Source organism: Bradyrhizobium sp. 23, assembly GCF_023073295.1.
Classification (GTDB): Bacteria; Pseudomonadota; Alphaproteobacteria; order Rhizobiales; family Xanthobacteraceae; genus Bradyrhizobium; species Bradyrhizobium canariense_D.
Map to the genome: position 1 here is coordinate 128950 of NZ_JADPJF010000103.1, position 11279 is coordinate 140228.

Annotated in this window: 12 protein-coding genes and 1 tRNA gene; 8 read left to right on the top strand and 5 right to left on the bottom strand. The window is 64.1% G+C overall.

Annotated elements, in window-relative coordinates; translation table 11 throughout:
- Positions 1 to 277, bottom strand: a 277-nt coding sequence (locus IVB32_RS25710; protein WP_247411789.1) for an alpha/beta fold hydrolase, incomplete at its 3' end; no start/stop codon positions are given.
- A 281-nt stretch (positions 278 to 558) separates the two neighbouring features.
- The gene (locus tag IVB32_RS25715; protein WP_026233808.1) at positions 559 to 1311 is read right to left on the bottom strand and encodes a glucose 1-dehydrogenase; all 753 of its coding nucleotides are present in this window, start codon (positions 1309 to 1311) and stop codon (positions 559 to 561) included.
- 93 nt (positions 1312 to 1404) lie between these two features.
- Between IVB32_RS25715 and IVB32_RS25720 the strand changes: the two genes are divergently transcribed.
- Positions 1405 to 1716: a helix-turn-helix domain-containing protein gene (locus tag IVB32_RS25720; RefSeq protein ID WP_026233807.1), complete on the top strand. Its 312-nt coding sequence runs from the start codon at positions 1405 to 1407 to the stop codon at positions 1714 to 1716.
- 116 nt (positions 1717 to 1832) lie between these two features.
- On the opposite strand, the gene IVB32_RS25725 is transcribed toward IVB32_RS25720, so the two are convergent.
- A tRNA-Met gene (locus tag IVB32_RS25725) sits at positions 1833 to 1909 on the bottom strand.
- A 312-nt stretch (positions 1910 to 2221) separates the two neighbouring features.
- Between IVB32_RS25725 and IVB32_RS25730 the strand changes: the two genes are divergently transcribed.
- Both IVB32_RS25730 and IVB32_RS25735 read left to right on the top strand, forming a co-directional pair.
- Complete coding sequence (locus IVB32_RS25730) at positions 2222 to 3679, top strand: coniferyl aldehyde dehydrogenase (RefSeq protein ID WP_026233398.1); 1458 nt, start codon at positions 2222 to 2224, stop codon at positions 3677 to 3679.
- A 120-nt stretch (positions 3680 to 3799) separates the two neighbouring features.
- Positions 3800 to 5392: a choline dehydrogenase gene (locus tag IVB32_RS25735; RefSeq protein ID WP_085385072.1), complete on the top strand. Its 1593-nt coding sequence runs from the start codon at positions 3800 to 3802 to the stop codon at positions 5390 to 5392.
- A 64-nt stretch (positions 5393 to 5456) separates the two neighbouring features.
- Here the strand turns inward: IVB32_RS25735 and IVB32_RS25740 are convergent, their stop codons facing one another.
- Complete coding sequence (locus IVB32_RS25740; RefSeq protein ID WP_085361656.1) at positions 5457 to 6218, bottom strand: SDR family oxidoreductase; 762 nt, start codon at positions 6216 to 6218, stop codon at positions 5457 to 5459.
- Positions 6219 to 6336: 118 nt separating this feature from the next.
- Between IVB32_RS25740 and IVB32_RS25745 the strand changes: the two genes are divergently transcribed.
- The 3 genes from IVB32_RS25745 to IVB32_RS25755 all read left to right on the top strand — a co-directional run bounded on the left by IVB32_RS25745 (position 6337) and on the right by IVB32_RS25755 (position 8745).
- Positions 6337 to 6849 (top strand): CvpA family protein, encoded by a 513-nt coding sequence (locus IVB32_RS25745; RefSeq protein WP_018457563.1) that lies wholly within the window; start codon positions 6337 to 6339, stop codon positions 6847 to 6849.
- Between the two features lie 127 nt (positions 6850 to 6976).
- Complete coding sequence (locus tag IVB32_RS25750) at positions 6977 to 7759, top strand: SDR family oxidoreductase (protein ID WP_007605221.1); 783 nt, start codon at positions 6977 to 6979, stop codon at positions 7757 to 7759.
- The gene (locus tag IVB32_RS25755; RefSeq protein ID WP_247369332.1) at positions 7756 to 8745 is read left to right on the top strand and encodes an NADPH:quinone reductase; all 990 of its coding nucleotides are present in this window, start codon (positions 7756 to 7758) and stop codon (positions 8743 to 8745) included. Before IVB32_RS25750 ends, IVB32_RS25755 begins: the two co-directional genes overlap by 4 nt.
- Before the next feature lie 12 nt (positions 8746 to 8757).
- Here the strand turns inward: IVB32_RS25755 and IVB32_RS25760 are convergent, their stop codons facing one another.
- Positions 8758 to 9234: a DUF3775 domain-containing protein gene (locus tag IVB32_RS25760; protein ID WP_018457565.1), complete on the bottom strand. Its 477-nt coding sequence runs from the start codon at positions 9232 to 9234 to the stop codon at positions 8758 to 8760.
- Between the two features lie 136 nt (positions 9235 to 9370).
- Between IVB32_RS25760 and IVB32_RS25765 the strand changes: the two genes are divergently transcribed.
- Both IVB32_RS25765 and IVB32_RS25770 read left to right on the top strand, forming a co-directional pair.
- Positions 9371 to 10219 (top strand): MBL fold metallo-hydrolase, encoded by an 849-nt coding sequence (locus tag IVB32_RS25765; RefSeq protein WP_026233400.1) that lies wholly within the window; start codon positions 9371 to 9373, stop codon positions 10217 to 10219.
- A 128-nt stretch (positions 10220 to 10347) separates the two neighbouring features.
- Positions 10348 to 11190, top strand: coding sequence for a fumarylacetoacetate hydrolase family protein (locus IVB32_RS25770; RefSeq protein ID WP_018457567.1), 843 nt, complete (start codon positions 10348 to 10350; stop codon positions 11188 to 11190).
- Positions 11191 to 11279 lie beyond the last annotated feature (89 nt).

Below are 11279 nucleotides of genomic sequence, written 5' to 3' on the forward strand. Positions count from 1 at the left end.
TCGTCATGACGGACACCATGTCGTTTGCCATTGCTCGTTTTGCATATGGCGCATGGTCCGGACTGGAGGGAGGACAATCGCTCCGGCCATATCCGCGAAGATCGGCGCAGACCACGGTGAAGTTTTGCGCGAGCAACGGCGCAACGTCTCGCCACATCAGATGCGTCTGCGGAAATCCGTGCAACAGGAGAACGGCCGGCCCCGAACCGGCCCGACGGATGAAGATCCGGGCCTCGTCCGCCTGAACATCGGCGGCGTCGAAATCCTCGAACTGCATTGGCCCTCTCCTTCCGAACGACGGCAAGCCAACAAGCGAGCACCGGACGGGCCCGGTGTCCTCGTGTTGACGCCCGGCGCCATCCTGGGTTCCTTCCCGGATGGCATGCTCTGGGCTGATCGCGCTTACGCTTGGCAGCTCCACCGACGGCGACGGGACGCGCTTCGGCATGGTCCGAACGAACCCAAGCTCAGCCAAGCAGGACATGCATGATCGAGGACGCCCCAAAACAAAAAATGGCGCGCGCAAGGCGTGCCATTTCCTTCTGTAAACCAACAAATTCAGCGAAGGCCGCCGGCGACGTGAAGCGTCTCGCCCGTGACGTAGGATGCGTCGTCCGAAGCGAAGAAGGCCACCGCGGCAGCGATCTCCTCGACCTTGCCGACTCGGCCAAGCGGAGTGGTGGATTCGATCCAGTTTCGCATGTCGCCCTCGTGCAGGCCGGCGGACACGACCCCCTCGGTGACGATCATGCCGGGATTGACGGCGTTGACGCGGATCTTGCGCGGCGCCAGTTCCTTGGCCAGCACGGCGGAGATCGCATCCACCGATGCTTTGGTGGCGGAGTAGACGGCGCCGTTCGGCGGCGCGAGAGTCGACGCCGCGGAGCTGATGTTGATGATGCTTCCGCCATTGGCGTTGAAGTGCCGCGCCGCCTCTCCTGAGACCAGGAGGAGGCCCAGCACATTGAGATCGAACTGCTTGTGGAAATGCTCCGGCGTGATGGCCTCGAGCGGCGCGAACTCGTAAACGCCCGCGTTGTTGACGAGGATGTCGATCGCACCGAGCGCCTTCACGGTTTCCGCGACTACACTTTTCACGTCCTTGGCATCGGCCAGATTGCCGTGGACCGCGACGGCTTTGCCACCCTTGGCGACAATGGCGGCGACGACGCGGTCGGCGGCCTGCTTGCTGGAGCTGTAGTTGACGGCGACCGCCGCGCCCTCGGCCGCGAGCCGCGCGGCGATTTCGGCACCGATGCCTTTGGATGCGCCGGTCACGAGCGCAACTTTTCCTTCGAGTCTCTTGGTCATCACATTCTCCATCATCCGGCGCGACGCCGATATTCAATAGTTCAATATTAGTGAACTATTGAATGAGTTCAAGGGAGGTGCTATATTTTGTGCATGGTGCAGTTCGTTCACCCATCGCGGAGCGAGATTTCACTGGCTGGGGTGCTGGGAGCGCTCGCGGACCCTATGCGGCTGCGGATCGTCAAAAGCCTGGCCGCACAGAGTGATTGCATGTCGTGCACCGAGGCGGCGCCCTGCCCTGACATGGCGAAGTCGACTCTGTCGAACCATTTTCGCATCCTGCGCGAGGCCGGCCTGATCCGGACCTCAAAGCAAGGCGTCCAGCACCGCAATGTCCTACGCGAGGAGGACATCAATGCGCGGTTTCCGAAGCTGCTGAAAATGATCCTTAGCTATCCGGAGTGAGCCGTTCCCCACTCTTGCGCAAGGTGCGACCGACGTTTCCACCGGAGCGCGGCCAAAACAAAAATGGCCCGCGTGAAGCGGGCCATTTTCGGATCGGGACCGGTAAGGTCCGAACTTGGTTGCGGGGATAGGATTTGAACCTATGACCTTCAGGTTATGAGCCTGACGAGCTACCGGGCTGCTCCACCCCGCGTTAACCGTTGCTTTGCCTTCGTGAAAGCGCCGGGGACGGTGAATGAAGGGCCGGCGCTGTTCGCGTGGCTTGCTTCGTCCGTCCCGAAGGCTTCCTTGGAAGGCAACCCCGGGCAAAGCCCGTTGGGTGCGGGCGGTATGTACCAACCCGGGGTGCCTTTGGAAAGGGCTGCGAGAACGTTTTTTTCGACTTTATGACAGCGCGGTGGACGAATTTGCGGCCTATTTGGCCGGCCCTTGCCAGAAGTTCCACAAGGGGCCAGCTTGCGGCAACAAAACCAGGCGGAAACGCCACTTAATGGGGGAGAACGCCATGGACCACGCCTTGGATCGCCCCTCAGATCGCCCCCCGCCGAGCGCCCCGCTTCGGGGCCTCGAAGACGCCTTCCATGCCATGGTCGAGCGGTCGCGGGCCGAGCCGGCGCCTGGCCTCGCCGAGCGGCTCGACCGCCTGGCGCGGTTGCGCACTGTCGTCGCCGACAACGAGGAGCGCTTCCGGCAGGCGATCTCGGCCGATTTCGGTCACCGCTGCGCGGTCGAGACCAATATCGCCGAGACCATGATGGTGTTCTCCGAGATCCGTCATGCCACCAAGCACCTCAAGAGCTGGATGGCGCCGCAGCGCGTTTCGACGGCGCTGCAATTCCTGCCCGCGCGCAACCGGCTGATGCCGCAGCCGCTCGGCGTCGTCGGCATCATCGCGCCCTGGAATTATCCGCTGCAGCTGACGCTCGCGCCCGCGATCGGCGCGCTCGCCGCCGGCAACCGCGTCATTATCAAGCCGAGCGAGCTTGTGCCGCACTTCTCATCGCTGCTGAAGGAGACGGTCGCCGAGCGGTTCGACGCTGCGGAATTGCTCGTCACCGGCATCGAAGACGAGGTCGCAAAGGCCTTCGCGCATCTGCCGTTCGATCATCTCGTGTTCACCGGCTCGACCCGGGTGGGGCGGCTGGTGGCGGAGGCCGCGGGGCGTAACCTCACGCCCGTCACGCTCGAGCTCGGCGGCAAGTCGCCTGTTATCATCGACGCCTCGGCTGATCTCGAAGAGGCCGCCGAGCGCATCGCCTACGGCAAGCTGCTCAATGCCGGGCAGACCTGCATCGCGCCCGACTATGTGCTGGTGCCCGAGCGCGCGTTGCAGGCCTTTGCCGAAAAAGTTCGCGCGCAGATGCGACGCATGTTCGGCACCGACCCCTCGAACAAGGACTACACCTCCGTGATCTCCGACCGGCATTATGCGCGGCTGGAAAATCTCGTCTCCGATGCGGCACGTCGCGGCGCAAAGATCCTGCAGCCGGCGAAGCCGGACGATCCCAACTGGAAGGCGCACCGCAAATTCCCGCCGACGCTGATCGTGGGCGCGAGCGAAGACATGGCGGCCATGCAGGAGGAGATTTTCGGCCCCGTGCTCCCCGTGCTCGGCTATCGCGACCCGGCCGACGCCATCGCCTTCGTCAACGCCCGCGACCGGCCGCTGGCGTTGTACTGGTTCGGCAAGGACCGCGTTGCGCGCGACGAGGTGCTGGCGCGCACCGTCTCCGGCGGCGTCACGGTCAACGACTGTCTGTTCCACTTCGCGCAAATCAACCAGCCGATGGGCGGCGTCGGCGCATCCGGCACCGGCGCCTATCACGGCGAATGGGGCTTTCGCACGTTCGGCAAGCTGAAGCCGGTGTTCTACCGCTCGAAATTCAACCGCCTCGCCGACCTCTATCCGCCTTATGGCGGCAAGATCGCGCGGCTGGAGAAGATGATGCGATTCGTGTCGTAGGTTTCAGCACCTGTCATTGCGAGCGCAGCGAAGCAATCCAGAATCCCTCCGCGGCAAAGGTCTGGATTGCTTCGCTTGCGCTCGCAATGACGGAAAGAATGAATGCAGGGGGAAACATCAGTGACGGACACATTCGATTTCGTCGTCGTGGGCGCGGGCTCCGGCGGCTGCGCGGTGGCGGGGCGGCTGTCGGAGGATGCGGGGACATCCGTGGCGCTGCTCGATGCCGGCGGTCGGAACGACAATTGGCGGATCACCACGCCGTTCGGACTGGCTTTGCCATACAAGGCGGCGAACTGGGGTTTCGATACCGTGCCGCAGAAGGGATTGAACGGCCGGATCGGCTATCAACCGCGCGGCAAGGGACTCGGCGGATCCTCGGCGATCAACGCCATGGTCTATATCCGCGGCAACAAATGGGACTACGACCACTGGGCCTCGCTCGGCAATGCCGGCTGGTCATATGCGGACGTGCTGCCCTATTTCAAGCGCTCGGAGAACAACGCCGATTTCGACGGCGCCTATCATGGCAAGGGCGGCCCGCTGCATGTCAACAGACTGCGCGCGGACAATCCGATCCACGACATCTTCCATCAGGCCGCCCGCGAGGCGCAGTTCCGCATCCGCGAGGACTTCAATGAAGAGGATCACGAAGGGCTCGGCAGCTACCAGGTGACCCAGCACAATGGTGAGCGCTGGAGCGCGGCGCGCGCCTATCTGCATCCCCACATGGACAAGCGCGCCAATCTGCGTGTCGAGACGCAGGCGCATGCCACGCGCATCCTGTTCGAAAGTGGGCGCGCGGTCGGCATCGAATATGTCCAGGGCAAGCAGACAAAGAAGCTACGCGCCCGTCGCGAGGTGATCCTCGCCTCCGGCGCCTTCCAGTCACCGCAATTGCTGATGCTGTCGGGCATAGGCGACGGCAAGGCGCTTGCCGCCCATGGGATCGACGTCGTGCATCATTTGCCGGGCGTAGGACGCAATCTGCAGGATCATCCGGATTTCGTGTTCGTCTACGCCTCCGACTATCCACACTTCGTCCATTCGTCGCTCGGCCGGCTACCATCCCTGCTCCGCGCCATCCAACGATACCGCCGGGAGCGGCGCGGCCTGATGACCACCAATTTCGCCGAGTGTGGCGGCTTCCTGAAGACCCGGGCCGACCTCGATGTGCCCGACATCCAGCTGCACTTCATCATCGCGACGCTCGACGACCACGGCCGCAAGAAGCACAAGGAGGCGGGCTTCTCGTGCCATGTCTGCCTGTTGCGGCCGAAGAGCCGTGGCAGCGTCTGGCTGAAAAGCGCCGATCCGCTGGCAGCGCCGCTGATCGATCCGAATTTCTTGGGCGAGGCGGAGGATCTCGAGACGATGGTCGCGGGCTTCAAGACGACGCGAAGGCTGATGGAGACGCCCGCGATGCGCGCGTTGCAGAAGAAGGACATGTTCACGTCCGATGTGAGAACGGACGACGATATCCGCGCCATCCTGCGCGCGCGTGTCGACACCGTCTATCACCCCGTCGGCACCTGCAAGATGGGCACCGACGCGATGGCCGTGGTCGATCCGGCGCTGAAGGTGCACGGCGTGGAAGGTCTGCGCGTCGTCGACGCCTCGATCATGCCGACACTGATCGGCGGCAACACCAATGCGCCGGCGATCATGATCGGCGAGAAGGCGGCGGATATGATCAGGGGCGAGATGCGGTGACTCTACCTCGTCGTCCCGGCCTAGTGCGCAATTGCGCATGGGGGGCTGGGACGATAGCAGCTTCTCAATTCAGCAAGAACCCGCCGTCCACCGTCACCACACTGCCCGTCATGTACCGCGAGGCCTTCGAGGCCAGCAGCAGGATCGCGCCGTCGAGATCGGACTCGGCGCCGATGCGGCGCTGGGGAATGCGCTCGGTCAGGCGCTCGCCCGGCGGCGTCGCCCAGAACGCGTGGTTCATCTCGGTGTCGATGTAGCCGGGTGCCAGCGCGTTGACGCGGATGTTCTGCCCCGCAAGCTCCAGCGCCATCGCTTTGGTCGCCTGGATGATGCCGGCCTTGGAGATCGCGTAAGGCGACACCGCCTTCAGCACGCCGGTGCCGAGCACGGAGGCGATGTTGACGATGTTGCCTGCCTGCTTGCGCGCGATCATGCGGCGCGCGATCTCGGTCGCGAGGAAATAGGCGCCCTTGAGATTGGCGCCCATCACCGCGTCCCAATCGGCCTCGGTCTGCTCGGTCGCGAGCTTTTCGATCGCGATGCCAGCATTGTTGATCAGCACCGTGACCGGGCCGAGCGCGGCTTCCGTGGCATCGACGGCCCTGGCGATCGATGCGATGTCGGTGACGTCGAGCGCGACGGCGGCGGCGCGGCCGCCCTTGCCGCGGATCTCGTCTTCCAGGCTCTTCAGCTTGTCGGTCTGCCGCGCCGCGAGCGCGACGGCCGCGCCATGTGCCGCCAACACCCGGGCAAATTGCCGCCCCAAGCCCTGGCTCGCACCTGTGACGAGGATGGTTTCTCGACTGACGTCGAATAGGTCTGACATTGGGCGCGTCCCTGAGCTTTGGGGTCATCGGTTTTGGCCATCAATACAGACGATTTTAACGATCTGAAACCGGAATGATCGGTTCTGCGTTCACTCGTTCCATGGCAGGCTCCCGCGCATGAACAGTTTCGATCTCGCCGTCTATGCGGCGCTCGCCATCGCGATCGGCTTCGGTTTCAGGACCGGCCTGCTCGGCAGCGCCATGACGATCCTGGCCTATCTCCTCGCCGCCCCCATCGCGGTTGCGCTGATGCCGCTGATCGTCCCGCAGGTCGCGGGCAATCCGAATGCGCCGCTGCTGCAGAACTGGATCTGGTTCTTCGGCATCTTCGTGGTGGTCGGCATGCTGTTTGGACATCTCGGCCGGCTGGCGCTGAGCGACACGATACGCGACGCCGGCATCGGCGACCGCCTCGGCGGCGCCGCGCTCGGCGCCATCAGGGTCGGCCTCGTCGCCACCACCTTGGTGCTGGTGTTCGACCAGATCGTGCCGGCCAACCGGCAGCCGCCGTTCCTCGCCGGTTCGCATCTGCGGCCGCTGTTCTCGACGGTCGGCCAGATGGGCTTCAAGTCGCTGCCGCCGGAGGCGGCCTCCGCGATCGACCGTCTCAAGCAGGAGCGGCGCATCTGATGAGGCGCATTTGCATCGCCGCGCAAGCGTGCATGCATTTTGATGCGAGCCAATCCCTTATCAGCGGCGCCAAGGTTGGCTAGAATAGCGGCTCTAAAAACCTGCCTGACATTACGGGAGTGAAACAGTGGATCTTGGGATCAAAGGCCGCCGCGCCATCGTCTGCGCATCCAGCAAAGGCCTCGGACGCGCCTGCGCCATCTCGCTGGCCGAGGCCGGCGTTCACGTCACGCTGACCGCGCGCGGCGCCGAGGCCCTGAAGAAGACGGCCGACGACATCCGCAAAGCCTATCCTGATGTGACCGTCACCGAGATCGTCGGCGACATCACGACGCCGGCGGGCCGCGAGGCCGTGCTCAAGGCCTGCCCCGAGCCGGACATCCTGATCAACAATGCCGGCGGACCTCCGCCCGGCGATTTCCGCAACTGGACCCGCGACGACTGGATTAAGGCGATCGATGCCAACATGCTGACCCCGATCGAGCTGATCAAGTCGACGGTGGACGGCATGATGGCCCGCAAGTTCGGCCGCATCGTCAACATCACCTCAGCGGCGGTGAAGGCGCCGATCGACATCCTCGGTCTCTCCAACGGCGCGCGCGCCGGCCTCACCGGATTCATTGCCGGCCTGTCGCGCAAGACCGTGATCAACAACGTCACCATCAACGGCCTGCTGCCGGGCCCGTTTGAGACCGATCGCCTGCGCAGCACCGCGAAGGGGGAATCCGAGAAGCGCGGCATCACGCCGGACCAGGTTCTGGCCGAGCGCGCCAAGCTCAATCCCGCGGGCCGCTTCGGCGATCCCGAGGAGTTCGGCTATGCCTGCGCATTCCTGTGCGGCGCCAAGGCCGGCTTCATCACCGGGCAGAACCTTCTGCTCGATGGCGGTGCCTTCCCGGGAACGCTGTGAGGGCGGTCTGGTACGAGGAGACAGGACCGGCGGCGGACGTCCTCACCTATGGTGAGATGGCCACGCCGGTCGCAGGTCCAGGCGAAGTTCGTATTCGCCTGGAAGCCTCCGGCGTCAATCCGGCCGATGTCGGCCGGCGCGGGGGCGGCTATCGCGCCAAGGAATTTTCGCGCGTCATTCCGAACAGCGATGGCGCGGGCTTTATCGACCAGATCGGCGATGGCGCGACGCGGTTCAAGATCGGCGGCAGGGTCTGGCTGTTCAACGGCCAGCGTAACGGCCGCGCCTTTGGCACCGCGGCCGAATATATCGCGCTTGCCGAGCATCTGGTGACGCCGTTGCCGGACAATCTCTCTTTTGCGGAAGGCGCGACGCTCGGCATTCCCGCAATGACGGCGTGGTGCTCCCTGTTTGCGGACGGGCCGATCGTCGGCAAGTCGGTGCTGGTCACCGGCGGCGCGGGTGCAGTCGGACATTACGCCGTGCAACTCGCGAAATGGGGCGGCGCGCAGGTGATCGCGACCGTCAGCTCGGCGATAAAAGGCGAGCATGCGCGACAAGCCGGTGCCGATCTCGTGGTCAATTACAGGGACGAAGATGTCGTTGCCAAGGCCATGGCCTTCACCGGCGGACGCGGGGTCGACCAATTGGTCGATGTCGATTTCGGCGGCAACATCGCGACGACCCTGAAGTTGATGGCCATGAATTCGACAATCGCGGTCTACGCCACGAACGGCAACCGCACGCCGACCGTGCCGATGCGCGAGCTGATGGAGAAGTGCATCACGCTCCGCTCGCTCGTCTTGTTCGCGCTGCCGCCGGCGCTGCTTGCGGCGGCGCAGGCCGACATCTCGAAATGGCTGGCAGCGGGGCCGCGAATCCACAATGTCGCGGCGCAGTTTGCGCTGTCGGAGACGGCGCAGGCCCATGTCGCCGTCGAGAAAGGCGACAAGCTCGGCACCGTGGTGGTCGACTGCGCGCGCTGATATCGGCCGGAATCACCGCTGCTTGGTGATCTCGTCTTCGTCCCGCTGGCTTGGAGCGGATGAATCGGCCACCAGGTCTCCGTCGGTCCAGTCGACGCCGAATTCATCGAGCCCGTCGGCGAGCAGATCGCCCAGCATCGGCTCACCGAGCAGATAATGCGCCGTCTCGCGCCGGGGACTGCGATACTCCGCGCGTGCCTCCACGGCGCGTGCGCGCAAATCGTCCCAATCGTCGATCGTGCCGTCGCCGCGGCCGAGCCAGGTCAGCGCGACGAGATCGATCTGCTCGTCCTCGTTCATGGCCACGATGAAACTTCCGAGTTCGTTGACGACCGGATCGGAGCCGTCATCCTCGAGGACGTCGACCGCATCGTCATCAGTCGCATTCGAGCCGGAATCCGGATCGGAATCCGCCTGCTTGACGTCGAATTCACGCGCCTTTTCGATGATGAAGGCGACCTTCTCCGCGGAAATCGCAAGCTCTGGCATGGCTGGCCCTTTGTCTTTCCCTGGGTTCCCGCGATAACGCCGCACGGCGTCAGATGATCCATTGCGCCTGAGGGCGAAACTGCGCATGTTCCCCCGCAAAGCAAGAACATCAAACAAGAACATGGGGATGCGCCGGATGCAGTGGAAAGTCGGCAGGGTCAAGATCACCAAACTCGTCGAGATGGAGACGGTGGGTTCAACCCGCTTCATCCTCCCGGCAGCAACCAACGATGAAATCCGGAAGCTGCCCTGGCTGATCCCGCATTTCGCCACGGAAGAAGGCCGGCTGAAAATGTCGATCCATTCGCTGGTGCTCGAAACTCCTTCGCGCCGCATCGTGGTCGATACCGGACTTGGCAACGACAAGCAGGGCCGCAACGTCCCGACCTGGAACAATCGCACCACACCATTCCTGGAGACGATGATTGCGGCGGGCTTTCCGCCCGACAGCATCGATACCGTGCTGTGCACGCATCTTCATGTCGATCATGTCGGCTGGAACACGAAATGGGTCGACGGCAAATGGGTGCCGAGCTTCCCCAACGCGCGCTACGTCTTCGGCAAGACCGAATACCAGCACTGGCGCGACCACTCCACCGAGCCGGACAAGCAGGCCGTGTTTGTCGATTCCGTGAAGCCGATCGTCGATGCCGGCCGGGCGGAGTTGGTCGCGAGCGACCACCGGCTCAGCGAGGAGATCAGCATGATCCCAACCCCCGGCCACAGCCCCGGGCATATGAGCGTTCTGATCCGGTCGGACGGCGAGCAGGGACTGCTGACGGGCGACGTCGCCCATCATCCCTGCCAGATGGCGCATCTCGGCTGGTCCTCGAACGCGGATTCCGATCAGAGCCAATCTGCCGCGACGCGGCGCGAATTGTTCGGCCGGTTTGCCGACACCCCGACGCTGGTGATCGGCGGGCACTTTTCGGCCGGGCACATCAAGCGGGATGGGGACGCATTCAGGTTCGAGGCGCTGGCCTAGTCTCGTGCCCCGGACGAACCTCCCGAATCGAGAGGGCTGCAATGCGCCCTCTTTGAGCGGTTGAATTTCCCGCCGCCCTGTTCCATGAAGCTGTTTAACCGATCGGTCCATTCCAGGGAGAAACGAGAATGAAGCTTGTTCGTTATGGCGAGAAGGGTGCGGAAAAGCCCGGCCTGATCGACAAATCCGGCCAGTTGCGGGACCTATCGGCGCATGTGAAGGACCTGACCGGCGAGGCCTATTCGCCCGAGAGCCTGAAGAAGCTGGCGGCGCTCGATCCCGCCTCGCTGCCCGCCGTCTCCGGCAAGCCGCGGTTCGGCGCCCCCGTTACCGGCATGTCGAAATTCGTGGCGATCGGCCTCAACTACAGCGACCACGCCAAGGAGACCGGCGCGGAGATCCCGAGCGAGCCGATCATTTTCATGAAGGCCAACACCTCGCTGTCCGGCCCGAACGACGCCATCGAGAAGCCGCGCGGCTCGACCAAGCTCGACTGGGAGGTCGAGATCGCCGCGATCATCGGCACCCGCGCAAAATACGTTTCGGAAGCCGACGCGCTCAACCACGTCGCCGGCTACTGCGTCTGCAACGACGTCTCCGAGCGCGCCTTCCAGATCGAGCGCCTGGGTCAGTGGACCAAGGGCAAGTCGCACGACACGTTCGGCCCGCTCGGCCCCTGGCTCGCCACCAAGGACGAGATCAAGGACGTGCAGAACCTGCCGATGTGGCTCGACGTGAACGGCCAGCGCCGTCAGACCGGCTCGACCAAGACTATGATCTTCTCGATGGCCAAGTGCATCTCCTATGTCTCGCAGTTCATGACGCTGCTGCCGGGCGACATCATCACGACAGGCACCCCGCCCGGCGTCGGCCTCGGCATGAAGCCGCCGACCTTCCTCAATGTCGGCGACGTCATCACGCTCGGCATCGAGGGTCTTGGCGAGCAGCGCCAGGAGATCGTCGCGGCGTAAGCCTCGGCCAGCGCACACTCGTCGTCATGCCCGGGCTTGTCCCGGGCATCCACGTCTCACAGTCTAGCCACGCGGAAGCGCGTGGATGG

What these genes read in the sequence shown, in the direction of transcription:
- IVB32_RS25715 (WP_026233808.1), bottom strand. Translation starts at nt 1,311, where the DNA reads ATGACCAAGAGACTCGAAGGAAAAGTTGCGCTCGTGACCGGCGCATCC.
- IVB32_RS25720 (WP_026233807.1), top strand. Translation starts at nt 1,405, where the DNA reads ATGGTGCAGTTCGTTCACCCATCGCGGAGCGAGATTTCACTGGCTGGG.
- IVB32_RS25730 (WP_026233398.1), top strand. Translation starts at nt 2,222, where the DNA reads ATGGACCACGCCTTGGATCGCCCCTCAGATCGCCCCCCGCCGAGCGCC.
- IVB32_RS25740 (WP_085361656.1), bottom strand. Translation starts at nt 6,218, where the DNA reads ATGTCAGACCTATTCGACGTCAGTCGAGAAACCATCCTCGTCACAGGT.
- IVB32_RS25745 (WP_018457563.1), top strand. Translation starts at nt 6,337, where the DNA reads ATGAACAGTTTCGATCTCGCCGTCTATGCGGCGCTCGCCATCGCGATC.
- IVB32_RS25760 (WP_018457565.1), bottom strand. Translation starts at nt 9,234, where the DNA reads ATGCCAGAGCTTGCGATTTCCGCGGAGAAGGTCGCCTTCATCATCGAA.
- IVB32_RS25765 (WP_026233400.1), top strand. Translation starts at nt 9,371, where the DNA reads ATGCAGTGGAAAGTCGGCAGGGTCAAGATCACCAAACTCGTCGAGATG.
- IVB32_RS25770 (WP_018457567.1), top strand. Translation starts at nt 10,348, where the DNA reads ATGAAGCTTGTTCGTTATGGCGAGAAGGGTGCGGAAAAGCCCGGCCTG.